Genomic DNA, 26,151 nt, shown 5'->3' with positions numbered 1-26,151 from the left:
ACCCCCGCGTCGGGGATGCCGCAGGGCACGATCCTGGCGAAGCCACTCAGGTCGCTGGTGACATTCAGCGCGAAGCCGTGCATGGTGGTCTGGCGCATCACCCGGATGCCGATGGCGGCGATCTTGCGCTCCGGGCTGCGTCCCTCGCGGGGCAGCCAGACGCCGGTGCGGCCTGGTATTCGTCCGGACGTGATGCCGTACTCGACCAGCAGCCGGATCAGGGCCTCCTCGACCCGGCGGACGTAGTCGACCACGCCGACCCCTCGGGGCAGGAACACGATCGGGTAGCCGACCAGTTGCCCGGGACCGTGCCAGGTGATCTTGCCGCCCCGGTCAACCGCCACCACCGGGGTGCCGTCGACCGGACGCTCGTGCGGCTCGGTTCGCCGTCCGGCGGTGTAGACCGGGGGGTGCTCAACGAACAGCACCTGTGGACCTGACTCTCCGGCGGCCACCCGGGCGTGCACCTCACGCTGGAGTTCCCAGGCCTGGTGGTAGTCGGTGAGTTCGTCCTTGCCGAGCCCGACGTAGCGGTAGTCGACCGGGCGCGGGTCGGCAACCTGTTCGCGGGTCACAGGCCGAACTCGGCCCCGAAGTCACCCTCCTCGAGCCGGGCCTTGACGAAGCTCAGGAAGCGGGCGGCCTCCGCGCCGTCCACCAGCCTGTGGTCGTAGCTCATCGAGAGGTACATCATGTCGCGGACCGCGATGATCTCGCCCAGGTTCGGATCCTTGACCACCATCGGGCGTTTCACCAGCGCGCCGGTGCCGAGGATGGCCACCTGCGGCTGGTTGATGATCGGGGTATCGAACAGGGTGCCGGCCGAGCCGTAGTTGGTGATCGTGAAGGTGCCGCCGGAGAGCTCGTCCGGGGTTACCTTGTTGCTGCGGCTGCGCGCGGCCAGGTCGCCGATCTTCTTGGCCAGTCCACTGACGCTGAGGTCGCCGGCGTCCTTGATGACCGGGACCATCAGGCCCTTCTCGGTGTCGACCGCGATACCCAGGTGCTCGCCGTCGGCGTAGGTGATCGTGCCGGCCTCGGTGTCGATGGTGGCGTTCACCTTCGGGTACTGCTTGAGTGCCTCAATGGCGGCCTTGGCAATGAACGGCAGGTAGCTGAGACTGACACCTTCGCGGGCCTTGAAGGCGTCCTTCTGGCTGGACCGCAGCTTGGAGATCGCGGTCAGGTCGACCTCGACGGTAGCGGTCAGCTGAGCCGACACCTGCAACGACTCGACCATGCGCCGGGCGATAGTGGCCCGAATCCGGCTCATCTTCTCGGTGGTGCCACGCTTGGCGGCATCCGGCGAAGCCGGAGCGGGGCTCGTCGCGGCAGCGGGCGGTTCGGGTGCCGCCGGTGCCACCGGAGTTGAGGCAGCCGCTACAGCAGCAGCCTCGGCGGCCTTCTTCGCCTCGGCGGCGGCCAGCACATCCTGCTTGCGGATCCGTCCGCCCACCCCGGTGCCGGTGACGGTGTCGAGGTCGACCCCGTTGGCGGCCGCGATCTTGCGGACGACCGGGGTCACGTAGACCAGGTCGGCATGGTCCTCGGCGAGGCGGCGGGCCGGAGCCGGGCTGCCGGAGCCGGGAGCCGGTGCTGCGGGTGCGGGGGCTGTAGGCGTGGGTGCTGCGGGTACAGGGGTTGCAGGCGAGGGTGCTGCGGGTGCAGGCGTGGGTGTTGCGGGCACCGGAGTGGGCGCGGGGGTGGCTGCGGGAGCCGGGGACGCAGCGGCTGCCGTAACCGGAGCGGCCGGAGCAACCGGTGCCGTTGCAGAGGGAGCGGCGGGGGCTTGGGCAGGAGCCGGTACCGGGGCCACGGAATCGGAGGTAGGGGCTGCCGGAGTGGGTGCGGCGGGCGCCACGGGGGCGGCGGGCGCGGCGGGGGCGGCCGACGGGGTGCCGATCAACGCGAGCACCGACCCGACGGCCGCGGTGGCGTCCTCCTCCACCCGGATCTCCAGGACGGTACCGGCAGCCGGGGACGGGATCTCGGTGTCGACCTTGTCGGTGGAGACCTCGACCAGCGGCTCATCAACCTCGACGGTGTCGCCGACGTTCTTCAGCCAGCGCGAGATGGTGCCCTCGGTGACGGACTCGCCCAGCTGGGGGAGCACGACCTCGACGGCATCGGAGGCGGCCGGGGCTGCAGGTGTGGCAGCGGGCTCAGCAGCGGCGGCCGGCGCAGCCGGGGGCTCGGCGGGGGCCGCAGCGGCAACCGGGGGCTCGACAGGAGCCGCAGGCGCGACGGGGGCGGCAGGCGCGGCCGGGGGCTCCGCGGGAGCGGGGGTGGCGGGCGCCGGGGCGCTGCTGCCGGCCTCGCTCGCCTCACCGATCACTGCCAGCACGGCGCCGACGGGGGCAGTGGCATCCTCGGGCACCAGGATCTCCAGGACGACCCCGGCGACCGGGGACGGGATCTCGGTGTCGACCTTGTCGGTCGACACCTCCACCAGGGCTTCGTCCACCTCCACCGGGTCTCCAACGCGCTTCAGCCACCGGGACACGGTTCCCTCGGTGACGCTCTCCCCGAGCGCGGGCAGTGGGACGGGAGTGGACATGGCGTGAGCTCCTTCGGCGTCTCGTGCAGTTGTCTCCGGATCAGACTATCCCGCAGCCGCGACAGGCAACACACCACCGTCCGCGGCCGGAATCGAGCCGGGCCCGGCCCGGACCGGTCTGGGAGCTCGTGAACCGGTGTGGCGACGCTGCGCTGTGAGCCAGTGCTGGGGTGGGGTGAGACCGGCGCGTCCGCTCTTCGCCCGGCGCGTGTGGCGGGCTGGTACCGGGCGACAGTTGGTCGAACTGTCGGCGGTCTTCGCCCGGCGCGTGTGGCGGGCTGGTCGGCTGATCGAGGTCGGCAAGGAGATCGAGGAGCTTCGTCCGGCGCGTGTGGTGGGCTGGTACCGGGCGACAGTTGGTCGAACTGTCAGCGCTCTTCGCCCGGCGCGTGCGGCGAGCTGGCCCACTCAGGGATAATGGTCTGCGTGGGGTGGTTCTCCAGACGTCGGCACAAGGCTGAGGCGCAGGCGCGCACCAGCGAGGTCGAGGCTGCCACGATCGCCCATCTCGAGCAGTTCCTGGCTACCCGGCGGGGTGTCGAGGCGTTCATCGAGTTGCCCACCACCATGGCTCGGGCGACGCTGCTGCTGATCGCCTACGACGGCGAGTGGACCCGACGCAGCGTCGAGTCGGTGGAGTGGGCCCGCAAGTTCGCCACCAAACACGGCCTGCCGAGTTACGACGCCGGTGTGGTCGGCTACCCGCAACGGATGCGCGACTACAACGCCCGCCAGCGCTCGTCCCGCCACTGACCCGCGGTTCGACGTAACCGTCGGCTGGGTCAGGCGGCCTCGCTGAGCTTCAGGACGGCGCGGAAGGCGCCCACCAGAGCTTCGCCGAGTGCGGCTCCCGGACCGGGCGAGGTGCGGCCCATCAGCGAGGCGGCGGTGCCGCCGCAGGCGTGCAGGCCGGCGATCACCGAACCGTCGGGGCGCAACACCCGGCCATCGGCGTCCACCAGAACGCCACCCTTGGTGCCCAGGTCGCCGGGGTAGACCCGCACCGCCCAGAAGGGAGACTTCTCCACCTTGCCGAGCGAGGCGTTGGCCTTCCGGCGGGCGCCGGGAACCTCGCCGCGGTGGTAGTCCTGGTCGACTCCCTTGCGGGCGAAGGCGTTGAACTGCACCACCGTCCCGATCAGCCCGGCCCGGTCGATCCCGAGCTGCTGGGCCAGGTCGTTGAGCGTGCTGGCCTTCATGACGTCCCCGGTGTCGAGTTCGGAACGGTGGATCGCCCCGGCTGCCCACGGCCCCAGGGGAACCTCCCGGCGATGCCTGCTGTCCATGATCAGGAAGGACGGGATCGCCCGCACCCCGCGGCTGCGGTCGTACAGCGCCCGGCCGGCATCGGTGTCCGGGCCGGCCTCGTTGAAGAACCGGCTGCCCGCCGAGTCGACGATCAGGCTGTGCGGTGCGCGCCGGGCCTGGTCGAGTGGGTAGGCCCGCCCACCGGTCACCAGGACTGGCGTCCACCAGGCCTCATCGAGCGCACCGGTGGCGGCGCCGTGCTCGATCGCCAGCGCGAGCAGGCCACCGTCATCGCTGCTGCCGGACGCCGACCAGGCAGCGTCGGTGGGCAGCGGAAGGTACTCCTCACGCAGTTGCTGGTTGGCCTCGAAGCCGTTCCCGGCGAGCAGCACGCCCCGTCCGGCCAGCACCTCGATGCCCACCTCGGCATCCGAACCCTGGACGTTGCGGCGCACCACCACCCCGCCGATGCCGTCGTCGGACTCGACCAGGTCGACGACCCGGGAGTCCAGCCAGATCTCCACCCCGGTGCCGATCGCGCGGTGCAGCAACTCGCCGGCCAGTGCCTCGCCGCTGCTGCGGCTGGCATGGCGGGTCAGGGTCGCCCCGATCACCCGGTTGCGCAGGCCGGAGCGGCCAGCCGCCTCAGGGGAGCGCAACCACTCGTCCCACTCGCCCAGCACCCGACGGTCGAAGGACTCGCAGTGCACCACCCGGCCACCGCTGCGGGCGCCAGGGGCTTCGAGATCGTGGTCGGCCGTCTGGTTCTCGGCCACCAGTGGCAGCTTCGAGGACGCCAGCCAGCGGCCCAGCTTGCCGGCCGTCTCGGCGTAGGCCGCGCGGCGTTCCGGCGTGGAGGTGACCGACGGCGAGCCCAGCACAGCGTCCAGGTAGTCGGCCGCGACCTCGACCGAGTCGGCGATGCCAAGTTTGCCCATCAGGTGGTTGGCGGGCAGCCAGAGCCGGCCGTCACCGGTGGCGGTGCTGCCGCCGGCCAGGCCGGACGCCTCCACGACCAGCACCTCAAGCCCGCGGCGGCGGGCGGCGACCGCGGCCAGCAGCCCGGCCGCACCTGCGCCGACCACCACCAGGTCGGTCCGGATGACGTCCATCAACCCTCCAGGGCGTGGGCGAGCGCCACCAGGGTGCGCACCGCCGTCCCGGTGCCACCGGACGGAACGTAGTAGTACGGCTCGTGCTCGTTGAAGGCCGGGCCGGCGATGTCGAGGTGCGCCCACGCCACCCCGGCCGGGACGAACTCGGACAGGAAGGCGGCAGCGGTGAGCGCTCCGCCGTTGCGGTCACCGGAGGACTTCAGGTCGGCCACCTTCGAGTCCAGCTTGCCGCGGGCCTCCTCCGGGATCGGCAGCTGCCAGAACAGCTCACCGGCCACCTCGGCGGCGTCCAGGATCTGGTCGGCGGTCTCGTCGTCGCGGGCCATCAGCCCGGCGACCCGCTCGCCGAGGGCGACCACGCAGGCGCCGGTCAGGGTGGCGACATCGATCACCAGGTCGGGGCGCTCCTCGGAGGCCTTCGCCAGTGCATCGGCCATCACGATCCGGCCCTCAGCGTCGGAGTTCGCGTTCTCAACCGTGGTGCCGCCGTACATGGTCAGCACGTCGGACGGACGCCAGGCCGACCCGGACGGCATGTTCTCCGCCAGCGCCGCCCACGCGGTCACCTTGACCCGCACTCCGGCCTGCGCGATGGCGGTGATCGCTGCCACCACGGCCGCCGCCCCCGACATGTCGTCCTTCATGGTGTACATGCCGTCCGCAGTCTTCAGGTTGAGGCCGCCGGAGTCGAAGGTGATGCCCTTGCCGATCAGTGCCAGGTGGAACTTCGCGCCGCGCGGGGCGTAGCTCACGCGCGCCAGCCGCGGTTTGCGGGCGGAGCCGCCGCCGACCGCCAGGATGCCGCCGAAGCCGTCCTTCTCCAGCGCTTTCTCGTCCCAGACCTCGACGCCGAGCCGGGCGGCCTTGGCCACGGTGGTGATCTCGTCGGTGAAGGACGCCGGATAGAGCTCGTTGGCGGGAGTGTTGATCCAGGTGCGGGCCTGGCAGACCGCGGTGGCGGTTCCGGTGCCGAGTTCGAGGGCCCGTTTGGCCTCCGGCCTGCGGGCGGCGCTGCTCACCACCTGGATGCTGCCGACCCCGGGCTTGCCCTGGCCGGCGGGACGGTAGGAGTACGCGCCCAGCAGCGCGCCCTCGACGACACCCTTGATCACGTCCGGCTCGATCGGGTCGAGGCTGACCGCCACCCGCAGCGGCTTCGTCCCGGTCAGCTCCAGGGCCAGCCGCAGCGCGCTGCCGGTGGCCCGGCGCAGCTGCTCGGGGGAGACGTCGATGTCGCCCAGACCGACCACCACCACCCGCAGCCCGGACGGACCGGGAAGCAGCACCGGGTGCGCATTCTTCGACGAGCCGCCCAGCCCGCGGACCAGCTCAGCCAACTCGCCGCCGAGGACGGATTTCAGCGAGGCTGCGAGGTCGTCGGGAACCCCCACCAGAACGTCGGTACCCGACGCGTCGGCCAACCCGACGACCAGGATGTCGGTGTCCTTGCCCGGGGTGGTGGCGAGGGTGATGGACGGCAGCGGGGTCGCGGGCACGGTGGATCCTCTCAGGGAAAACTCAAGCACTCCTAGGCTAACGCGCCCGCGACGATCACGGCAGCGCCGCGGGCCGGACGGGCAGCGCGTACCGGCTCGCCGGGAGCGGCCCGTCGCGGCCGGTCCGGCCGCATGCGGCAGAGATGGGCCCGTGGCTTCGGCAGCGCGTCGCTGGGGGAGTCGGGTCCGGCCGCACGCGGCAGGGGTTGGCTCCACGCTTCGTCGGACGGGTGCCCAAGCCAGGGGCAGTCTGCTCACTGCCGAGCGGGCTGTCGGCGGTGTCGTCATTGGGCCTGCCGGGCTGTTGGCGGTGTCGTTGTTTGGCGGATCGAGTTCGGCGGACTGAGTTCGGCGGACCGGGTGGTGTCGTCATTCGGGCGGTCTGTTGGCAGTCTGGTCACGCGGCAGTCAAGGTGGTGGTGTCGTCAGGGCGGTGTCGTCAGGAGGGCGACCTGCCAGCGGTTTGGTCGCCCGGTGGGCCGGGGCCGTCGCTCGGCCCATCCGGTGACGGCTCCGGGGGCAGCGAAGACCGGGCGGAACAGGGCAGACTGGGTTTCGTGCTGAACTTCAACTTTGCCACCGCCGGCCGGATCCTGTTCGGTGCCGGACGGGTATCTGAACTGCCGGGCATCGTCGCCGGGCTGGGGGAGCGTCCCTTCGTCTGCACCGGGTCGAACCCGGCCCGCCACCAGGCGATCCTGGACGCGCTGCCCGGCGCGACGGCCTTCGGCGTCGCCGGCGAGCCCTCCATGGATGTGGTGCGGGCGGGCGCCGAGGCCGCCCGAGCCCACCGCGCCGATGTCGTGATCGGGCTGGGCGGCGGTGCGGTCCTGGACGCCGCGAAGGTGATCGCCGCGCTGGTGACCAGCGGCGGCGACCCGATGGACTACGCCGAGGTGATCGGCCGCGGTCAGCCGCTGGCAGTGCCCTCGCTGCCCGTGGTGGCCGTCCCGACCACGGCCGGCACCGGCTCGGAGGTGACCGCCAACGGCGTGGTGACCTCCACCGAACACCAGGTGAAGGTCAGTCTGCGGTCGGCGTCCATGCTGCCGGTGGTGGCGCTGCTCGACCCCGAGCTCACCCTCGGCGTGCCGCCGGCCACCACCGCGCACTCCGGGCTCGACGCCCTGGTGCAGTGCATCGAGCCGTTCGTCTCCCCGTTCGCCACCCCGGTCACCGACGGCTTCTGCCGCGAGGGCATCAAGCGGGCGGCCACCGGCCTGCGCCGGGCCTATGCGGACGGCTCCGATCTCGCCGCCCGCACCGACATGTGCGTCTGCTCGCTGTTCGGCGGGCTGGCCCTGGCCAATGCCAAGCTGGGCGCCGCCCACGGCATCGCCGGACCGGCCGGCGGCATGCTGGGCGCGCCACACGGGGCGATCACCGCCTCGGTGATGGTGGCGGTCTCGCGGGCCAATATCGAGATGCTGCGGGAGACCGATCCGTCCAGCCCGGCCCTGGACCGCTACGCCGAGGTGGGCGAGCTGCTCACCGGGACACGCGACGTGCAGGCCTACCTGGACTGGTTCGCCGAGACCGTCGCCCTGCTCGGGGTGAGTGGCCTGGCCGCGCTGGGGATGACCGACGACCAGGTCGAGCCGATCGCCCAGGCCGCGAGCGTGGCGTCGAGCACGAAGGGGAATCCGGTTAGGCTCTCGGTCGAGCAGTTCGCCGAGATCCTGCGCGCGTCGAGGTAGAGGAGCGTCCCCATGACCGAGCCCCGGTTGTCACCCCTGCACGACCGGCACGTCGCACTGGGGGCGAAGTTCTCCGAATTCGGCGGCTGGCTGATGCCGCTGCAGTACTCCGGGGTGATCGCCGAACACAAGGCGGTGCGGTCGGCAGTAGGAGTCTTCGACGTCTCGCACCTGGGCAAGGTGCGGGTCAGCGGCGAGGGTGCCGTGAGCTTCCTCAACACCTGCCTGACCAATGACCTCAACCGGATCGGTGCCGGGCAGGCCCAGTACACCCTGGCCTGCAACGACGCCGGCGGCGTGATCGACGACCTGATCGCCTACCGGCTCGGCGACACCGAGGTGCTGCTGATCCCGAACGCCGCCAACACCGCGACCGTGGTCGCCGCGCTGCGCGACGCGGCACCTGCCGGGATCGAGGTGGTCAACCAGCACACCGACTACGCGGTGATCGCCGTCCAGGGCACCTACTCCGACGAGACCCTGGGCGCGCTCGGGCTCCCGGTCGGCCAGGGCTACATGCATTTCGTCGAGGGCACCTGGGCCAGCACCTCGCTCACCGTCTGCCGGACCGGCTACACCGGGGAACGCGGCTACGAGCTGGTGGTGCCGAATGCTGCCGCCGGTGCAGTCTGGGACGCGGTGCTGGCCGCCGGCAAGGAGTTCGACATCCTTCCGTCGGGCCTCGGGGCTCGCGACACCCTGCGCACCGAGATGGGCTACCCGCTGCATGGCCAGGATCTCTCGCCGTCGATCACCGCGGTACAGGCAGGGCTGACCTGGGCGGTCGGCTGGGACAAGCCGGAGTTCTGGGGCTCGGTGGCGTTGAAACAGCAGAAGGCAGCCGGCGCCAGCCGGCTGCTGCGGGGCCTGAAGGCCGTCGGCCGGGGCATCCCGCGTCCCCACATGGCCGTTGTCGATGCGGACGGCAGCACGCTGGGCGAGCTCACCTCCGGGACCTTCTCCCCGACCCTCGGCACGGGCATCGGCCTGGCCCTGATCGACCGGTCGGTGACACCGGGCGGCCGGGTCGGCGTGGCGATCCGGGACCGGGTCGAGGAGTTCGAGGTCGTCCGTCCGCCGTTCGTCACCCCGGCGGTACGCGAGCAGTGACCCGGCGACGCTGGGCCCATCTGCTGCTCGGTCTGGCCGGGCTGGTGGCGATCGGCTGGGCAGTGGTCTGGGGAGCAAACCCGCAGATCACCTGCGGCGACGTGGTGATGGGACCGGGCGACGTCTGCGCTCACGCCGGCGGCGACAAGATCCAGACCTACGACGAACGACTGGAGGCCGCCCAGGGTGCCCGTCCGGTGGTCGGGGTGGTGGGTCTGCTGGTGGTGGGCTTCGCGACCTACCTGTGGATCAGCGAATCGACCAGGGACGAAGCCCGGGTGTGACCGGAGCCTGGGGGCTTGCTTCAGGGCTCCAGGCTCATCGGCCCGTAGACCAGCCGGTCCGCCTCGTAGAGCGAGACTTCCAGCACCCCGGCCAGTGCCAGTTCGGCGAAGAAGCCGGTGAGCCACTGCTCGGCAGCCGACTGGTCGGGGAAGTCCTGATCCAGGCCGAGGTCTGCTGCCTCCGCGTCGGGAGGTTCGGGGGAGGCCTTCCAGCGGTACGCCACGACCGTCGCTAGATCTTGTCGCCCGGCTTCACCCGGGCCGCGGGCGCCCGCAGCCGGCGGATGTTGATCGAGCGGTTGATGCCGTAGGAGAGCAGCCCCTTCAGCGGTTCGCGCGGCAGCCGCGCGGCGTGCAGCTTCTTGTAGCCGCGCCACATCAGGACCAGGTCGACGATGATCGCCGCCAGGATGATCCAGGTGAGGTAGCTGATGGCCGCCACCGCCACCGGACCCCAGGAGGTCGCCACCAGGGAGAGCACCAGGGTGGCCATGATGGCCGGCATCGCCCAGCCCGAGATGCCCCGCCGGGAATCGACCCAGTCACGCAGCAGCACCCGGCCCGGGGCGGCCTCGGTGGCGCGCAGTTGCTCGTCGCGCCGGACCGCGCGCTGTTCGCGGTCCTTCGCCCTGGCCTGTTTCGGCGACAGGCTGGGATGGACGCGCTCCCGCCGAGCCTGCTCGGCCTCCCGGCGGGTGGGCGTGGGGACGGTCTTCTTGGCCGGCTTGGCCGGCTCCGTGCTGACGACGGCAGGGGTCTTCTCGACCGGCTCTGCCTTGTCCTCATCGCGTTGGTACGGGCTGAACAATCCCACGGGAACAACTTTCGGCTGGTGACGTCGGTTCATCCTAACCGGGGCCACCGGGGAGGTCATATCGTGGGGGGCGGCATGCTGGCCGCCGACGCCGGGTCTTCCCGCCGTCGTGATCCTCCGTGGCGCGGTCGGCGGCCGACGACCGGGTGTGACGAGGACGGGAGGCGCCGATGGCGGGACTGCTGGAGCGGCTGCGGGTGCTGCTCAGCGACCCCGACGCCGCACCGTCCGACAGCGTGGAGGCGCTGGCCGTCGCCTACCAGCAGCGGCTGGCGTCCCTGCACGAGGTGCGCCAGGAACTCGGCGCCGTCGCCGCTGCCCGCCGGCGGCTGGCCGTCTCCGGGCGCCTGGCCGACCCGGAGGCCGCCGCCTGGGTCGCTGCCCGGGACGCCGACCTCGCCGGCAGGGAAGCCGCCCTGCGCGGTCTGAGCGACACCCTGCATGACCAGCTCGACGCCTGCCGGGTGGAGCGGGACCTGATCTCCCGGCTGCCCGACCCGGACGAGGCCGCCCGGCGGGCCGGTGCGGTGCTGGCCGGTTGGCAACGCGATGCCGGCGAGTTGCTGCGTACTGCCCAGGACGGCTATCCCGAGCCCTCCGGCTTCGTCTCCGGAGAGGCCGGGCCCTCCGGCTTCGAGCAGCCGCCCGGTGTGGGGAGGGGGCTGCTGTGACACTGCGGGTGCTGGTGGCCAGCGACGCGATCGGGGAGCTCGACCCACCGCAGGCGGGGGCGGCGATCGCCCGCGGCTGGGCGGAGGTGGCGCAGGTCGCCGTGGTGCCACTGGCCGATGGCGGTCCCGCGCTCGGTGCGGCCCTGGCGGCCCTGCTGGACGGCGACCAGGCCGTCGACGGTCCGCGCTGGCGGGTCAGCGCCGGCGACACGCTCGTGGTCGGGCTCACGTCCGGCACCTCGGCCCATCTGGGGACGTGGCTGGCCGACTGCCTGGCGGTGGGTGACCGGCGACGGCTCGTGCTCGATCTCACGGGCATCGACACCAGCGACGGCGGGGTTGGGCTGCTGGCCGCGCTCGGTGCCGAGCTGAACGGTCCTGCTGACGGCGGGTCGTTCTTTGATGACCGCCTGGGTATCACCGCCGTCGACCTGACGCCGGTACGCCTCGGCGTGACCGAACTGCTGGCCGTGGTACCGCCGGAGCAGGCCGGCTGGACGATGCTCGGACTGCAGGGCGCCGTCGTCCGCCGTGGCTATGCCGAGGACCGGCAGACTGCCGACATCCTCGCCGAGGAGTCGGCGATGGCTGCCTGGCTGCGCCTGCTCGGGGTGAGCGACGGCCCAGGCGTCGGGGCGGCCGGAGGCGCGGCCGCCGCCGTCCTGGCACTCGGCGGACGGGCGGTGCGGGGCGCCGGGCTGTGCGCCGACCTGGCCGGCCTGGACCGAACCGTCGCCGTCGCCGACCTGGTGGTCACCGGCTGCAGCTGTTTCGACATCGGCACCCGGGGCGGGGGAGTGGTCGGGTTCGTGGCCGAGGTGGCCGTGGCCGCCGAACGTCCCTGTCTGGTGTTCGCGGCCGAGGCCAGCGTCAGCCGCCGCGAGATGCGGACCTTCGGTGTGGAGGCCGCCTATGCCGCCGATCCGGGTCCGCTGCCGGACGCCCTGACGACAGCGGTTCGCCGGGTGGCGGTCGGGTGGACAGGGGCCGGTAAGGGTCACCTACACTGATGTCACGGTATTGGCGGAATAACAAGCCGGGACAACCAGTTGAGCCGGGTAGCCATGCCTGGGAAGGACGTCGAACATGAGCGTTGATCAGCAGACCGTCACCGATGGTGTGACCCTCACCGAGGTCGCTGCGGCCAAGGTGAAGCAACTCCTCGAGCTGGAGGGGGTCGACGATCTGGCACTGCGGATCTCCGTCGCTCCCGGCGGTTGCTCCGGCCTGCGCTACCAGCTCTCCCTCGATGAGCGCCAACTCGACGGCGACATCGTGAACGACTTCTTCGGGGTGAACGTCGTCACCGACCGGATGAGCGCTCCCTACCTGCTGGGCGCCACGATCGACTTCGTCGACACCATTGAGCAGCAGGGCTTCACCATCGACAACCCCAACGCGACCGGCTCCTGCGCCTGTGGGGACAGCTTCCACTGAGTCGAACCATGACTGCGGAAACGCGATTCGCCGACTGGCGGGTCGCGTGTTCTGCTTTCGGGGGCTTCCGTTGTGGCGGTCCGGCGCGCCATGATCACTATTGCGCATCGCGGCTGCCAAGACGGGGTGGCGCCGCGTGCGGGTACGTTAAGGTGCCCCCAAGCCAGGTGGTTTCATCGACGAATGAAAGGGCGCCCACGAATGAAAGGGCACACGGTGGGGCGGAACCGCTCAGGCCGATGGTTCGTGCTCGGGCTCGCAGGTGCTGGTCTGCTCGCGCTGTCGGGCTGCAGCAGCGAGACCGCCGAACAGTGGACGCGCTGGGGGCTGCCTGAGGCGGCCAGCGACCGCGCCCCCTTCATCGGTAACCTGTGGTCCGGCGCCTGGATCGCCTCCATGGTGGTCGGGGTCTTCGTCTGGGGCCTGATCGGCTGGGTGATCATCCGCTACCGCCGCAAGCACGCCGACGAGGCGCCGCGGCAGTCGCGCTACAACCTGCCGCTGGAATTGCTCTACACCCTGGTGCCGTTCCTGATCATCGGTGTGCTGTTCTTCTTCACCGTGCAGGCCCAGAACGGCGTGCTGCGCAAGGAGGCGAATCCCGACCACACGGTCAACGTCGTCGGCCAGAAGTGGTCGTGGACGTTCAACTACATGGAGGCCGACAACCCGGCCGTCGGTGCGATCGTCCACGAGAAGGGCACCCCCACCGAGATCCCCGACCTCTACCTGCCGGTGGACCGCTCGGTGCGGTTCAACCTGGTCTCGGCGGACGTGATCCACTCCTTCTGGATCCCCGACTTCTACTTCAAGCTGGATGTCATCCCCGGCCATCCGAACTCCTTCGATGTCACCCCGACCAAGCTGGGTGACTTCACCGGACGCTGCGCGGAGCTCTGCGGCACCTATCACGCCGCGATGATCTTCAACGTCCACGTGGTGACCGAGGAGGAGTTCGTGGCCAAGGTCAACGAGTTGAAGGCCGACCCGCAGAACATCGGCGAGATCACCGCTCCGGTGTACCCCAACACCGTCCCGACGGTGCCCGCCACACAGGAGCATGGATCATGACTGTCGCACGCGTGACCGCCGACGGTGCCAGCCGTCCTCGCACCGTCGCCGAGCGCAAGCGGTGGGGAGCGCTGGTGATGAAGCTGCTCACCACCACCGATCACAAGGTGATCGGCAACATGTACTTCGTCACCTCGCTGATCTTCTTCGCCGTGGCCGGCCTGATGGCGCTGGTGATCCGCGCCGAGCTGGCCTTCCCAGGGCTGCAGTTGGTGAAGTACGAGACCTTCAACCAGTTGTTCACCATGCACGGCACGCTGATGCTGCTGATGTTCGCCACCCCGATGTTCGTGGCGTTCGCGAATGCGATCATGCCGCTGCAGATCGGTGCCCCCGACGTCGCCTTCCCGCGGTTGAACGCTTTCAGCTACTGGCTGTACCTGTTCGGTGCGCTGGTGGCCTGCTCGGGCTTCCTCACCAAGGAGGGTGCGGCGGCCTTCGGCTGGTTCGCCTACGCGCCGTTGTCGGACGGGGTGAACTCCCCGGGAGTCGGCGGCGACCTGTGGATCATGGGTCTGTACGTGATGGGGCTGTCGACGATCCTGGGCGCGGTGAACTTCATCACCACGATCCTGACCATGCGGGCACCCGGCATGACGATGTTCCGGATGCCGATCTTCACCTGGAACATCCTGGTCACCTCGATCATGATCCTGGTCTGCTTCCCGGTGCTGGCCGCGGGGTTGCTGGTGCTGGCCGCCGACCGGAACCTGGGGACGCACATCCTGGATCCGGCCACCGGTGGTGCGATCCTGTGGCAGCACCTGTTCTGGTTCTTCGGCCATCCCGAGGTGTACATCATCGCGCTGCCGTTCTTCGGGATCATCACCGAGGTGCTCCCGGTGTTCAGCCGCAAACCGATCTTCGGCTATGTCGGCCTGGTCGCCGCCACGTTGGCGATCGGCGCGCTGTCGCTGTCGGTGTGGGCACACCACATGTTCGTCACCGGCGCGGTCAACCTGCCGTTCTTCAGCTTCATGACCTTCATGATCGCGGTGCCAACCGGGGTGAAGTTCTTCAACTGGATCGGGACGATGTGGGGCGGTTCGCTGTCCTTCGACACCCCGATGCTGTGGGCGATCGGCTTTCTGACCACCTTCCTGTTCGGCGGCCTGACCGGCATCATCCTGGCCTCGCCTCCGCTCGACTTCCAGGTCTCCGACTCCTACTTCGTGGTGGCGCACTTCCACTACGTCCTGTTCGGCACCGTGGTGTTCGCGATGTTTGCCGGCTTCTACTACTGGTGGCCGAAGATCACCGGACGGATGCTGAACGAGCGGATCGGCAAGCTGCACTTCTGGCTGTTGTTCGTCGGCTTCCACCTCACCTTCCTGGTGCAGCACTGGCTGGGGGTGGAGGGCATGCCGCGGCGGATCGCCGACTACCGCGAGTCCGACGGCTGGACCTTCCTCAACCAGGTCTCCACGGTCGGTGCCTTCCTGCTCGGCATCGCATTCCTGCCGTTCCTGTGGAACGTCTGGAGTTCTCGCAACGCTCCGCTGGTGGAGGTCGACGACCCCTGGGGTTGGGGCCGGACGCTGGAATGGGCGACCTCGTGCCCGCCGCCGCGGTTCAACTTCACTGAGCTGCCGCGGATTCGTTCGGAGTCGCCAGCCTTCGACCTCAACCATCCCGACGCCGACGACCCCGACCACCCGGGCCGGTCGTACTGACGCCGACCGACCGGCCAATCGCTGCGTCTACGATCAGCGCATGACGCGACGCATTCTGATCCTCGCTGCAGGGGTCGGCTCGGGCCACAACCAAGCAGCCGGCGCGATCGAGCAGGCGCTCGCCGGCATTCCGGACGCCGGCGAGGTGCGCCGGCTGGACATCCTCGAGACCACCAACAGCGTGTTCAACCGGCTCTACGACGACGCCTACTTCGCGCTGGTCTCGGAGGTGCCGTGGCTGGTCGGCTGGGGCTACGACCAGCAGGATCCGCCGTTCCGGTTGGCCCCGCTGGTGCAGTGGTGGGACCAACTGAACACCCTGCCGCTGGTCCGTGAGATCCGTGACTACGACCCCGACCTGGTGATCTGCACGCACTTCCTGCCCGCCCGGATGGTCTCCTTGATGCTCGCCCGCGGCCACCTGCAGGCGACGCTGACGATCGTCGCCACCGACTACGACTTCCAGGGGCTGTGGCTCACCTCGCCGTTCAGCCACTTCTTCGTCGCCCGGGACGAGACCAGGACGTACCTGAACCAGATCGGCGTCCCCGCCGACCGGGTGAGCGTCTCCGGGATCCCCGTCGGTCCCGATCTCGCCGAGCCGGTGGACGCCGCGGCCGTCCGGCAGCGCTTCGGGCTGGACCCCGACCTGCCGGTCGTTCTGGTCTCGGCCGGTGCGGCCGGCGGCCCGTACACCCTGCAGGTGGTCCGTCAGGTGCTGCGTTGCGAGCAGCAGTTCCAGACAGTGGTGGTGTGCGGCCGCAATGAGGAGCTCAAGACCCAGGTGGACGAGCTGGTGGCCGAGGGGTCCGGACGGTTCCGGGTGCTCGGCTACACCACCGAGATGCCCGACCTGATGCGGATCGCCTGCCTCTTCGTGGGCAAGCCGGGCGGGTTGTCGTCCTCGGAGTGCATGGCTGCGGGACTGCCGATGGTGCTGATCAAACCGATTCCCGGTCAGGAAGTACGCAACGCCGACTACCTGCTGGAGGAAGGTGCCGCAGTCCGCTGCAATTACGCCACCACCGTCGGCTACAAGATCGACCACCTGCTCGCCGCCCCGGAACGGCTGGCCACCATGGCCGCCAACGCCCGCCGGATCGGTTTCCCGCAGGCAGCCCGCACAATCGCCGAGCGGTCCCTGGCCGTGTCGGCACCGCCGCTGTGGATCGGCCGGGACGCCCAGAAGTCGATCTCGAAGGCCGGTGAGGACGGCATCGCAGCCGCCGATCTCGATACCCGGCTGCGCACGCTCCATGAGCCTGACACGGGCGCTTCACTGGCAGTGCTCACCGAGGAACAGTTGGGCGTGGTCGGCGTGACACCGCTCACCCGGTCGATCGAACTCGACCTCCCCGCCATCAAGGCGCTGCGCTGGCAGCCGGAGAACCTCGATCTGGCGGCGGCCGGGAAGTGGCTGCTCGGCGATACTCCCAGCCGCGAGTTCAGCCTGGACTGACGCCGTCCACAGCCGCCCGAAGACCAGCAAACCCGCCCCTGCACAGGGACGGGAACCTGGTAGCCCCGAGGGGATTCGAACCCCCGCTACCGCCTTGAGAGGGCGGCGTGCTAGGCCGCTACACAACGGGGCCCTAGCGCTCTCGCGAGCCTGTGAAGACTACCAAATCGCTACCAGCGACTGCGAGCCATCACAGCGCTGGGGTACTAGGACTCGAACCTAGACTGACGGAACCAGAATCCGGCGGGCTGCCAATTACCCCATACCCCATCGTGTCCTTGAGCGGGGCTGGTGGTCGGATCGCGACCCGGGCGCCCTACTCGCAGACGTGCCGACCCGGTTGGGCCGGCGACCGCCGACTTTACTAGACGCAGACCTCACGAACCAAACTGAGCCGAGCCGGCGTCCCGGGAACTCAGCCGACCTGCCGTACGCCGGGCGTCGTGGTCGCGAGGTGCATCCGGCGGCCGACCCAGACCGCCGCGAGCGCGTAGAGCGCGAACCCGGCGAGATCCCAGGCGGCCTCCACCCAGCCGATCACCTGGGTGGCGCGGACGGTGGCGATCGTGCTGGTCAGGCCCGCCCAGGTGAAGGCGAAGATGTTGTTCGCCACATGCGCGGCGATCCCTGCTTCCAGCCCGCCGGTCCGCACCACCAGCACACCGGCCAGCAGGCCGAAGCCGAAGCGGTCGAGGAACAGCGGCAGGTTCTGGGTGCCGTGGAAGAGCGCGAACACCAGCGCCGACGCCACCACACCGAACCAGGGACTGCGCAGGCCCGGCTGCAGCGCCTGCATCAGATAGCCGCGGAAGAAGTACTCCTCGGCCGCGGCCTGCAATGGTGAGGTCAGCAGGATCGCCACCAGGAAGCCCCAGAAGCCGGGCTGCGGGCGCAGCGCGCCCAGCGTGGCCGGCTGGGAGACGAGCATCACCCCGTTCAGCACCACGCAGGCGACGCCGAAGGCCACCAGCCCGTACCGCCAGCGGAACCCCGGCTGCACCGAGTGCAGCCACCGCGGATGGACGCGGTGCACGCCGACCAGCAGCGCGACGGTGATCGGGATCAGCATCGCCAGACCCAGATGGGCAGCGACCATCCCCAGCGGGGTCTGGAAGGCATGTCCGGCGCGGTAGTACTCCGTGAAGCTCCCCGGCTGCCCGGCGACCGCCCAGCCGATGCCGAGCACGCCGAGTTCGACGGCCGGGGTGACCACCAGGAACAGCACGATCCCCAGTGCCGCACCGATCACGCCCACCGCCAGCGACCGCCAGCGCGGCCCTTGCGCACCGTCGGCCCCAGCCAGCACCTCGGAGTAGGGCACCCCTGCCGGCGGCTGCGCCACCGCCAGCCGGTCGAGCCCCGAGCCAAGCCGCCGGAGCAGCGGCACGTCAGCCCTCCTGCTCGATGACCGGGTTGGTGAGGGTTCCGATCCCGGTGATCGTCACCGACACCTCGTCCCCGGGAACCATCGGCCCGACCCCGGCAGGGGTGCCGGTGAGGATCACGTCGCCGGGCAGCAGCGTGGTGAAGCTGGAGACGTAGGAGACGATGTCGTCGACCTTGTAGGTCATCTGGGCGGTGCTGCCGTCCTGCTTCACCTCGCCGTTGAGCGTGGTGGTGACCTCCAGGTCGTCGGTCTCCGGCAGCGCGAGGTGGGTGACGATCCACGGCCCGAGTGGGCAGAAGGTGTCGAAGCCCTTCGCCCGGGTCCACTGCCCGTCCGTCTCCTGCAGGTCCCGGCAGGTGACATCATTGGCGACGGTATAGCCGAAGACCACCTCGGGCACCCGTTCGACCGGCACCCGGCGGCAGATCCGTCCGATCACCACCGCCAACTCGCCCTCGTACTGCAGGTCGCCGGTCTCCGGCGGACGGACGATCGCCTCCCCGGGACCGATCACCGCGGTGTTCGGCTTGAGGAAGGCCAGGGGCTGCGGCGGGAGTTCGTTGCCCAGTTCGGCGGCGTGCGCGGCATAGTTGCGGCCGATCGCCACCACCTTGCTGCGCGGGATCACCGGAGCGAGCAGCCGGACGTCGGCCAACGGAACCCGCTCGCCGGTGTAGTGCACCGGCCCGGCCAGCGGGTCACCGGTGACAACGGCAATGGTCTCGGGGTTCGGCCCGCCGTCCTCGGCCAGCTCGACCACCCCGTACTGGGGCTCACCACCATGGGAGAAACGTGCCACGCGCATGGAAGTCACCCTAGCGACCCACCAGCCGGGACGGGGAACCGTCCCGGCGTCTCGGGAGACCTCAGGCGACCACGTTGTCCAGCGGCTCCCCGGCGGCGAACTTCGTCAACTGGGAGCGCAGCAGCCTGCCCATCCGGGGGAAGAAGGCAGTGCTCTGGCCGCCGGTGTGCGGGCTGATGAACACCCCCGGCAGCTGCCACAGCGGGTGGTCGGACGGCAGCGGCTCGGGATCGGTGACGTCCAGCGCGGCGCGGATCCGTCCGGCCCGGACGGCCTCGACCAGGGCGTCGGTGTCGACCACCTTGCCCCGGGAGACGTTGACCAGCAGGGCGTTGTCCGGCAGCAGGGCGAGTTCGGCGGCCCCGATCAGCCCGGTGGTCTGCGGGGTGAGCGGCGTGATCACGAACACCACGTCCGCCGTGGGCAGCAGCGCGGGCAGCTCCTCGATCGGGTGCACCGGTACCTCACCAGTGCGGGCGCTGCGGGCGACCCGGGTGATCGAGGCGACCTCGAAGCCGGCCAGCCGCTGTTCGATCGCCTTTCCGATCCGGCCGTAGCCGAGGATCAGTACCCGGCGATCGGCCAGCGAATCGGTGAACTCGGTCTTCCAGGTGCCTGAGGTCATGGCGCGGGCGAAGTGGTCGAGCCTGCGGTTGCTGGCCAGCGCCAGCGCCACCGCCAGTTCGGCGGTACTGGCGTCGTGCACCCCGGCGGCGTTGCACAGCTGCAGCCCGGGACGCAGGCAGGGCAGGAAGTTGTCATAGCCGGCGGAGAGCAGCTGGATCGCCCGCAGGTTCACCATCTCGTCGATCCGCGCCAGGCTCGCCTCGGGCGCCACCATGTACGGCGCAACCAGCAGTTCCACCTCGCCGATCGACTCCGGCCAGCTGCCGTCAGCCAGGAAGTAGTCGGCCTCGATACCGTCCGGCAGTGGGCCCACCACCGCCAACGCCTCATGCTGGTCCGTGAAGGGCAGCCAGACTCGTCTGGTCATCATCACCTGCTCATGGTCGGATGTCGTCTGGTTCACCCTACGACTAACGTTTCGTCCATGAGCACCGCAGCGCAGGCATTCGAGTTCGATGCCGTCGAACTCATCCGCACCAAACGGGACGGCGGCAGGCTGTCCGACCCGGCGATCCAGTGGTTGATCCGCAACTACACCGACGGGCTGGTCACCGCCGAACAGATGGCAGCGATGGCGATGGCGATCTTCTACCGCGGCCTCGACCCGCGCGAACTCTCCACCTGGACGGCGGCGATGATCGCCACCGGCGAACGGCTCGATTTCTCCCGGCTCTCCCGGCCCAGCGTCGACAAGCACTCCACCGGCGGCGTGGGTGACAAGATCACCCTGCCGCTGGCCCCGCTGGTGGCGGCCTGCGGCGCCGCCGTCCCGCAGCTGTCCGGACGCGGACTGGGCCACACCGGCGGCACCCTCGACAAGCTCGAGGCGATCCCCGGCTGGCGGGCGGCGCTGTCCAACGCCGAGATGCTGGCCCGACTGGACACCATCGGCGCGGTGATCTGCGCGGCCGGGTCCGGCCTGGCGCCGGCCGACAAGAAGCTCTACGCGCTGCGCGACGTGACCGCGACGGTGGAGTCGATCCCGATGATCTCCGCCTCGATCATGAGCAAGAAGATCGCCGAGGGCACCTCGGCCCTGGTGCTGGACGTGAAGACCGGCGCGGGTGCGTTCATGAAGCAGTACGAGCAGTCGGTGGCGTTGGCCCGCACGATGGTCGGGCTCGGTCAGGCCGCCGGAGTGCGGACGGTCGCCCTGGTCACCGACATGAACACCCCGCTGGGGCGCAGCGCCGGCAACGGCGTCGAGGTGGCCGAGTCGGTTGAGGTGCTGGCCGGGGGTGGTCCCGCCGACATCGTCGAGCTCACCCTCGCGCTGGCCCGCGAGATGCTCGACTGTGCCGGCATCGCAGCCGATCCCGAGACGGTTCTGGCCTCCGGCAAGGCGATGGATGTCTGGAAGGCGATGATCCGCGCCCAGGACGGCGACCCGGACGCCCCGCTCCCGGTGGCCAGGCACACCGAGGTGGTGACCGCCGAGGCCACCGGCTACATCGCGACGATGGACGCCATGGCGGTCGGCCTGGCGGCCTGGCGGCTGGGTGCCGGCCGGGCGAAGCAGGGCGACCCCGTCCAGGCCGCCGCCGGGGTGACCTGGCAGGCGTCCGTGGGTGACCACGTGACCGCAGGGCAACCGCTGTTCACCCTGCACACCGATACCCCCGAGCGACTGCCGCGGGCCGCCGAGGCGTTGCAGGGTGCGGTTGGCTACGCGGCTGCGCCGCTCACTCGCGGCCCGCTCGTGCTGGAGCGGATCGATGCGCCGTAACCCGGGTTCAGCTGGCCGCTACCAGCGGGGCCGGGACGCTCACCCCGTGGTTCTTCAGCAGGCCCCAGCGGTAGGCGTCGTGCAGCGCCTCCCAGCTGGCCTCGACCACGCTGGAACCGACCCCGACGGTGGTCCAGGTGCGGTCGCCGTCGGTGGTGTCGATCAGGGTGCGCACGATCGCGTCCGTGCCGTGGCCCTGGTCGAGGATCCGCACCCGGTAGTCGGTCAGCTCGAAGTTGTCGACCTCGGGGTAGGCCCGCACCAGGGCGCGGCGCAGCGCCACGTCGAGGGCGTTCAGCGGACCGTGCCCCTCCCCCACCAGGCCCTCGACCGACCCGTTGACCCGTAGCTTCACGGTGGCCTCGGAGTCACCTTCGGGGCCCACGTTCGAGCTGGTGAAGACCCGCCACGCGACCACCTGGTAGAGGTCGTCGGCCAGCCCGAGTTCGCTGCGCAGCAGCAGTTCGAAGGAGGCGTCGGCCGACTCGTAGGTATAGCCGTCCATCTCGCGGGCCTTCACCAGATCGGTGATCTGGGCGGCAAGTTCGCGGTCGGAGAGGTCGTAGCCCAGTTCGCTGCCCTTGAGCTGGATGTTCGCCCGGCCGGCCATGTCGGAGACCAGCATCCGCATGTCGTTGCCGACCAGGGTGGGGTCGATGTGCTGGTAGAGGTTGGCGTCCACCTTGATCGCCGAAGCATGCAGCCCGGCCTTGTGGGCAAAGGCCGACAACCCGACATAGGGCTGCCGGTTGTTCATCGGGACGTTGGCGATCGCGGCGATCGCGTGCGCGATCCGGGAGGCCTCGACCAGACCCTCGGGCGGGATCACCTGCCAGCCGTACTTCAGCTGCAGGTTGGCGATCACGGTGACCAGGTTCGCGTTCCCGGTGCGTTCGCCGGTCTCGTTCATGGTGCCCTGGACGTGCATCACGCCGGCTTCCACGGCCGCCAGCGTGTTGGCCACCGCGCAGCCGGTGTCGTTGTGGCAGTGGATGCCCAGGTCGACGCCGATCTGGGCGGCGGCGCTGACCACGTCGCCCATCCAGCTGGGCAGCATGCCGCCGTTGGTGTCACACAGGATCACCACCTCGGCGCCCGCCTCGGCGGCGGTCCGCACCACCAGCAGGGCGTAGGCGGGGTTGGAGCGATAGCCGTCGAAGAAGTGCTCGGCGTCCACGAACACCCGGCGTCCCTGGCTGACCAGGTGGGCGACGGTGTCGCGGACCATCGCCAGGTTCTCCTCCAGCGTGGTCTTCAGTGCCCGCCGAACATGCTCGTCGTGGCTCTTGGCGACGATGCAGACCACCTCGGTGCGGGCGTCGAGCAGGGCCTGCACCTGCGGATCCTCGGCAGCCGTGGTGCCCACCTTACGGGTGGCACCGAAAGCGACGAGCGTGGCGTGCCGCAGCGTCAGCTCGCCGTCGGCGGCGCGGGCGAAGAACTCGGTGTCGCTCGGGTTGGCGCCGGGCCAGCCGCCCTCGATGAAGCCCACGCCCAACTCGTCCAGCAGCCCGGCGATGCGCAGCTTGTCCTGGACGGTCAGCCGAATACCCTCCTGCTGGGCGCCGTCGCGCAGGGTGGTGTCGAAGACGTGGAAGGTGTCAGGTGCCACCGGCAGCTTTGTCATCGGGACCTCGAGGTTCGGTGAGTGTTTCAAGGGACGAGACTACCGGCCATCATGCGGACGACCCAGACCCTGCCGGGTTGCGGACACCGTTAAATGGAGCCATGGCTGACACCATCTTCAAGGACGTACCCGTCCACACCAGCGGCGACCTACCCGCCGTCGGCAGCAGGCTGCCGCACTTCGAGCTGACCCGGCCCGACCTGTCCGCCCTGGACAGCGACGAACTCGCCGGCAAGCGGGTGGTGCTCAATATCTTCCCCAGCGTCGACACCGGGGTCTGTGCGACCAGCGTACGCACCTTCAACCAGCTCGCCGCCGGGCTGGCGAACACCGTCGTGGTGTGCGTCTCGAAGGATCTGCCGTTCGCCCTGGGCCGGTTCTGCGGCGCCGAGGGGATCGAGAACGTCACCACCGTGTCGGCCTTCCGCTCCAGCTTCGGCGACGACTACGGCGTCACGATGGCCAACGGTGCCGGCGCAGGCCTGTTCGCCCGGGCGGTCGTGGTCGCCGACGAGCACGGGACGGTGCGCTACACCGATGTCACCCCGACCGTGCACGTCGAGCCGAACTACGACGCGGCGATCGCCGCGCTGGGCTGAGGCTCAGACCACCTGGCGCAGCCAGCTGTGGCTGTCGGGCACCCGGCCGTACTGGATGTCGAGCAGGCGGTTGCGGATCGCCAGGGTCCGCTCGCCGGCCGGCTCGGCCAACTGGTAGGTGTCGGTGGCGGTCTTGAAGCTGCCGATCGGGGTGAGCACGGCGGCGGTCCCGCAGCTGAAGGCCTCGGTGGCGGTGCCGTCGGCGATCAGCCCGAAGAACTCCGAGGGACTGATGCGGCGCGACTCGGCCCGCAGCCCCAGATCCTCGGCGACCGCCAGAATCGAACCGCGGGTGACCCCGTCCAGGATGGTGCCGGTGAGTTCCGGGGTGATCAGCCGGCCGTCGCCGGTGACCAGGAACACGTTCATTCCGCCGAGCTCCTCGATCCGGTCCTTGCCGGCAGCCTCGATGAACAGCACCTGTGAGCAGCCGTGCTCGTAGCCCTCGTACTGGGCGATCAGGGAGGCGGCGTAGTTGCCGCCACACTTGGCGGCGCCCGTCCCGCCGATGCCGGCCCGCGCCCACACGTCGGTCACCCAGATGTCGACCGGCGCGACGCCGCTGGCGAAGTAGGACCCGGCCGGCGAGGCGATCACCGAGAAGGTGACCCGCTGGGCGGCCCGCACCCCGAGGAAGGCCTCGGAGGCGAACATGAACGGACGCAGGTAGAGGCTCTGCTCTCCGCCGCCGGCGGGCACCCAGCGTAGATCGGCCTTCACCAGTTCGGTGATCGCGGTCAGGAAGTCGGCCTCGTCGATCGCCGGCAGCATCATCCGCTTCGCCGAGGCGTTCAGCCGGGCGGCGTTGGCCTGCGGCCGGAACAGCCAGATCGAGTCGTCGGCATGGCGGTATGCCTTCAGGCCCTCAAAGATCTCCTGGGCGTAGTGCAGCACGGCGGTGGCGGGGTCGAGCTGGAACGGCCCGTAGGGCTGGATCCGGGCGTCGGACCAGCCGGCTTCGTTCGTCCACGTCGCTACCGCCATATGGTCGGTGAAGTAATCGCCGAAGCCGGGGTTGGCCATGATCTCGTCGAAGCGGGCCTGGGAAACCGGTGACGGGTTCGCGGTAACGGGGAACGAAAGAGACATGACCGCATGGTATCCGTCCGTGCAGTACCCTCACCTCTCGTGACCGCTACCCAACCCAGCAGCCCGCCCGTCATCTCCGTCATCGCCGGCGACGGCATCGGTCCCGAGGTCGTCGCCGAAGGGCTGAAGGTGCTCACTGCGACCGTCGGCGAGGACGCCTTCAGGTTCGTCCACCACGACCTGGGTGCCGAACGGTGGCAGCGCACCGGCGAGGTGCTGCCCGATGCCGAGCTGGAGCAGCTCGGGGCCAGCCAGGCGATCATCCTGGGCGCGGTGGGCGCCGCGCCCGGCTCGAAGGCGATCCCCAGCGGCCTCCTGGAGCGCGGCCTGCTGCTGAAGCTGCGGTTCAGCTTCGACCAGTATGTGAACCTGCGGCCGTCCAAGCTCTACCCGGGAGTTCCGACCCCGCTGGCCGAGAGCGTGACCGGCCGCGGACCGATCGACTTCGTCGTGGTGCGCGAGGGCACCGAGGGTCCCTACGTCGGCAACGGCGGCTCCTTCCGCACCGGCACCCCGCACGAGGTCGCCAACGAGGTCTCCATCAACACCGCCTATGGCATCGAGCGGGTGATCCGGGACGCCTTCGTCCGCGCCACCCGGCGCCGTCACAAGGTGACCCTGGTGCACAAGCACAACGTGCTGGTCCACGCCGGCGGGCTGTGGAACCGGCTGTTCAACCAGATCGCCGCCGAGTTCGGTGACGTGACCACCGACTACCTGCATGTGGACGCGGCCACCATCGCCCTGGTGGCCGACCCGCAGCGGTTCGACGTGATCGTCACCGACAACCTGTTCGGCGACATCCTCACCGATCTGGCCGGCGCGGTCACCGGTGGCATCGGGCTGGCCGCCAGCGCCAATATCAACCCCACCGGCGCCTTCCCGTCGATGTTCGAGCCGGTGCACGGTTCGGCTCCCGACATCGCCGGCAAGCAGGTGGCCGACCCGACCGCCACCATTTTGTCGATGGCACTGCTGCTCGATCACCTCGGTCGGAACGACGACGCCGCCCGGATCGAGGCTGCGGTCGACGCCGACATCGCCGAGCGCGGCAGCTCGCACCGGCCGACCTGGGTGATCGGAGACGAGATCGCGGCCCGGATCTCCGGATAGGGTGTTCCTGGGAGGAGCCCCATGACCCAATCGCCCTACCCCGAGACCTCGCCCGATCCGTACGAGAGGTTCCCGGTGTACAACCCGGACGCTTTCGCCGAGCCCACTGCTGAGCCGGCGGCGCTGCCGGTGCCGTACACCCCGCCCCAGCCGATCGCGCAGGTGACCACGACACCGGCCCTGGCCCAGCCGCTGACCGACCAACAGCCGCCGTCCACCGCCCTGTTGGTGGTCGCGTGGGTGGTGGCGGTGGCGACCGGGTTCTACCTGCTCCCGTGGGCGATCGCGGCCACCCGCGGCAAGTCCAACCAGTGGGGCATCTTCGCCGGCAACCTGCTGCTCGGCTGGACGGTGGTCGGCTGGATCGTCGCCCTGGTCAAGGCCTGCGGCGCCCACCGGTTGATTGCCCCCGTCCAGCAGTACTACGCCATCACCGCCGCACCGGCGCAGTCCGCACCACCCGGCTGGTACCCGCTACCGGACGGCACCGGATCGCGCTACTGGGACGGCCAGGCCTGGACGGCGGCCGTCCGCCGCTGAACCCAG

The 26,151-nt window shown here is 70.1% G+C and carries 25 protein-coding genes and 2 tRNA genes; 14 read left to right on the top strand and 13 right to left on the bottom strand.

The genetic code is table 11. From position 1 onward, the window contains the following. On the bottom strand, positions 1–575 hold a 575-nt coding region (gene lipB, locus VB080_RS06565), incomplete at its 3' end, for a lipoyl(octanoyl) transferase LipB (RefSeq protein WP_323417638.1). After that, positions 572–2,557, bottom strand: a complete 1,986-nt coding sequence (gene sucB, locus VB080_RS06560; protein WP_323417637.1) for a 2-oxoglutarate dehydrogenase, E2 component, dihydrolipoamide succinyltransferase — start codon at positions 2,555–2,557, stop codon at positions 572–574. The genes lipB and sucB, both read right to left, overlap by 4 nt. A 426-nt stretch (positions 2,558–2,983) precedes the next feature. On the opposite strand from sucB, the gene VB080_RS06555 reads away from it, so the two are divergent. After that, a complete protein-coding gene (locus VB080_RS06555; RefSeq protein WP_323417636.1) occupies positions 2,984–3,310 on the top strand; it encodes a hypothetical protein in 327 nt (108 codons plus the stop codon). Positions 3,311–3,339: 29 nt separating this feature from the next. Here VB080_RS06555 and VB080_RS06550 read toward each other — a convergent pair whose 3' ends face one another. Together VB080_RS06550 and VB080_RS06545 are read right to left on the bottom strand one after the other, a co-directional pair. After that, entirely contained in the window at positions 3,340–4,917 is a 1,578-nt protein-coding gene (locus VB080_RS06550; protein WP_323417635.1) for an FAD-dependent oxidoreductase, read from the bottom strand. Beyond that, positions 4,917–6,416, bottom strand: a complete 1,500-nt coding sequence (locus VB080_RS06545; RefSeq protein ID WP_323417634.1) for a leucyl aminopeptidase — start codon at positions 6,414–6,416, stop codon at positions 4,917–4,919. Before VB080_RS06545 ends, VB080_RS06550 begins: the two co-directional genes overlap by 1 nt. A 557-nt stretch (positions 6,417–6,973) precedes the next feature. Here VB080_RS06545 and VB080_RS06540 point away from each other — a divergent pair. From VB080_RS06540 to VB080_RS06530, 3 genes are read left to right on the top strand one after another with little or no spacing between them, the layout of a single operon-like run. Beyond that, on the top strand, positions 6,974–8,113 hold the full coding sequence (locus VB080_RS06540) for an iron-containing alcohol dehydrogenase (RefSeq protein WP_323417633.1): 1,140 nt from the start codon (positions 6,974–6,976) through the stop codon (positions 8,111–8,113). A gap of 12 nt (positions 8,114–8,125) precedes the next feature. Continuing rightward, positions 8,126–9,223, top strand: coding sequence for a glycine cleavage system aminomethyltransferase GcvT (gene gcvT, locus VB080_RS06535; RefSeq protein WP_323417632.1), 1,098 nt, complete (start codon positions 8,126–8,128; stop codon positions 9,221–9,223). Then, a complete protein-coding gene (locus VB080_RS06530; protein ID WP_323417631.1) occupies positions 9,220–9,507 on the top strand; it encodes a hypothetical protein in 288 nt (95 codons plus the stop codon). Before gcvT ends, VB080_RS06530 begins: the two co-directional genes overlap by 4 nt. Positions 9,508–9,527: 20 nt before the next feature. Here VB080_RS06530 and VB080_RS06525 read toward each other — a convergent pair whose 3' ends face one another. Next, complete coding sequence (locus VB080_RS06525) at positions 9,528–9,731, bottom strand: hypothetical protein (protein ID WP_323417630.1); 204 nt, start codon at positions 9,729–9,731, stop codon at positions 9,528–9,530. Between the two features lie 8 nt (positions 9,732–9,739). After that, the gene (locus tag VB080_RS06520) at positions 9,740–10,321 is read right to left on the bottom strand and encodes a DUF3043 domain-containing protein (protein WP_323417629.1); all 582 of its coding nucleotides are present in this window, start codon (positions 10,319–10,321) and stop codon (positions 9,740–9,742) included. 170 nt (positions 10,322–10,491) lie between these two features. Here VB080_RS06520 and VB080_RS06515 point away from each other — a divergent pair, with 170 nt between their 5' ends. From VB080_RS06515 to VB080_RS06490, 6 genes are all read left to right on the top strand, one after another. Next, on the top strand, positions 10,492–10,992 hold the full coding sequence (locus VB080_RS06515) for a hypothetical protein (RefSeq protein ID WP_323417628.1): 501 nt from the start codon (positions 10,492–10,494) through the stop codon (positions 10,990–10,992). After that, complete coding sequence (locus VB080_RS06510) at positions 10,989–12,002, top strand: glycerate kinase (RefSeq protein ID WP_323417627.1); 1,014 nt, start codon at positions 10,989–10,991, stop codon at positions 12,000–12,002. The genes VB080_RS06515 and VB080_RS06510 overlap by 4 nt, the downstream gene beginning before the upstream one ends. A 76-nt stretch (positions 12,003–12,078) precedes the next feature. Continuing rightward, positions 12,079–12,429 carry an iron-sulfur cluster assembly accessory protein gene (locus VB080_RS06505; protein ID WP_323417626.1) on the top strand — a complete coding sequence of 117 codons (351 nt, stop codon included), beginning with the start codon at positions 12,079–12,081 and terminating at the stop codon, positions 12,427–12,429. Positions 12,430–12,630: 201 nt separating this feature from the next. Then, the gene (gene coxB, locus VB080_RS06500; RefSeq protein WP_323417625.1) at positions 12,631–13,500 is read left to right on the top strand and encodes a cytochrome c oxidase subunit II; all 870 of its coding nucleotides are present in this window, start codon (positions 12,631–12,633) and stop codon (positions 13,498–13,500) included. Then, complete coding sequence (ctaD, locus tag VB080_RS06495) at positions 13,497–15,173, top strand: cytochrome c oxidase subunit I (protein ID WP_323417624.1); 1,677 nt, start codon at positions 13,497–13,499, stop codon at positions 15,171–15,173. The genes coxB and ctaD overlap by 4 nt, the downstream gene beginning before the upstream one ends. Positions 15,174–15,213: 40 nt before the next feature. Beyond that, complete coding sequence (locus tag VB080_RS06490) at positions 15,214–16,632, top strand: MGDG synthase family glycosyltransferase (RefSeq protein ID WP_323417623.1); 1,419 nt, start codon at positions 15,214–15,216, stop codon at positions 16,630–16,632. Between the two features lie 57 nt (positions 16,633–16,689). Here the strand turns inward: VB080_RS06490 and VB080_RS06485 are convergent. From VB080_RS06485 to VB080_RS06465, 5 genes are all read right to left on the bottom strand, one after another. Beyond that, positions 16,690–16,765, bottom strand: a tRNA-Glu gene (locus VB080_RS06485). Between the two features lie 65 nt (positions 16,766–16,830). Further along, a tRNA-Gln gene (locus VB080_RS06480) sits at positions 16,831–16,902 on the bottom strand. Positions 16,903–17,047: 145 nt separating this feature from the next. Beyond that, positions 17,048–18,019, bottom strand: a complete 972-nt coding sequence (locus VB080_RS06475) for a CPBP family intramembrane glutamic endopeptidase (protein WP_323417622.1) — start codon at positions 18,017–18,019, stop codon at positions 17,048–17,050. A gap of 1 nt (position 18,020) precedes the next feature. Beyond that, positions 18,021–18,824, bottom strand: coding sequence for a fumarylacetoacetate hydrolase family protein (locus VB080_RS06470; RefSeq protein WP_323417621.1), 804 nt, complete (start codon positions 18,822–18,824; stop codon positions 18,021–18,023). Between the two features lie 61 nt (positions 18,825–18,885). Further along, positions 18,886–19,818: a 2-hydroxyacid dehydrogenase gene (locus VB080_RS06465; protein WP_323417620.1), complete on the bottom strand. Its 933-nt coding sequence runs from the start codon at positions 19,816–19,818 to the stop codon at positions 18,886–18,888. A gap of 57 nt (positions 19,819–19,875) precedes the next feature. Here VB080_RS06465 and VB080_RS06460 point away from each other — a divergent pair, with 57 nt between their 5' ends. Further along, positions 19,876–21,177, top strand: coding sequence for a thymidine phosphorylase (locus VB080_RS06460; protein WP_323417619.1), 1,302 nt, complete (start codon positions 19,876–19,878; stop codon positions 21,175–21,177). Positions 21,178–21,184: 7 nt separating this feature from the next. Here VB080_RS06460 and cimA read toward each other — a convergent pair whose 3' ends face one another. Beyond that, positions 21,185–22,804 carry a citramalate synthase gene (gene cimA, locus VB080_RS06455; protein WP_323417618.1) on the bottom strand — a complete coding sequence of 540 codons (1,620 nt, stop codon included), beginning with the start codon at positions 22,802–22,804 and terminating at the stop codon, positions 21,185–21,187. A gap of 101 nt (positions 22,805–22,905) precedes the next feature. On the opposite strand from cimA, the gene tpx reads away from it, so the two are divergent. Next, positions 22,906–23,403 carry a thiol peroxidase gene (gene tpx / locus VB080_RS06450; protein ID WP_323417617.1) on the top strand — a complete coding sequence of 166 codons (498 nt, stop codon included), beginning with the start codon at positions 22,906–22,908 and terminating at the stop codon, positions 23,401–23,403. Between the two features lie 3 nt (positions 23,404–23,406). On the opposite strand, the gene VB080_RS06445 is transcribed toward tpx, so the two are convergent. Beyond that, positions 23,407–24,492 (bottom strand): branched-chain amino acid aminotransferase, encoded by a 1,086-nt coding sequence (locus tag VB080_RS06445; RefSeq protein WP_323417616.1) that lies wholly within the window; start codon positions 24,490–24,492, stop codon positions 23,407–23,409. A 39-nt stretch (positions 24,493–24,531) separates the two neighbouring features. Between VB080_RS06445 and VB080_RS06440 the strand changes: the two genes are divergently transcribed. Both VB080_RS06440 and VB080_RS06435 read left to right on the top strand, forming a co-directional pair. Then, positions 24,532–25,605 carry a 3-isopropylmalate dehydrogenase gene (locus VB080_RS06440; RefSeq protein WP_323417615.1) on the top strand — a complete coding sequence of 358 codons (1,074 nt, stop codon included), beginning with the start codon at positions 24,532–24,534 and terminating at the stop codon, positions 25,603–25,605. Between the two features lie 21 nt (positions 25,606–25,626). Next, the gene (locus tag VB080_RS06435) at positions 25,627–26,145 is read left to right on the top strand and encodes a superinfection immunity protein (RefSeq protein WP_323417614.1); all 519 of its coding nucleotides are present in this window, start codon (positions 25,627–25,629) and stop codon (positions 26,143–26,145) included. Positions 26,146–26,151 lie beyond the last annotated feature (6 nt).

This window comes from Propionicimonas sp. (assembly GCF_034927565.1).
Lineage (GTDB): Bacteria > Actinomycetota > Actinomycetes > Propionibacteriales > Propionibacteriaceae > Propionicimonas.
This window is presented reverse-complemented; position numbering and strand designations above follow the sequence as displayed.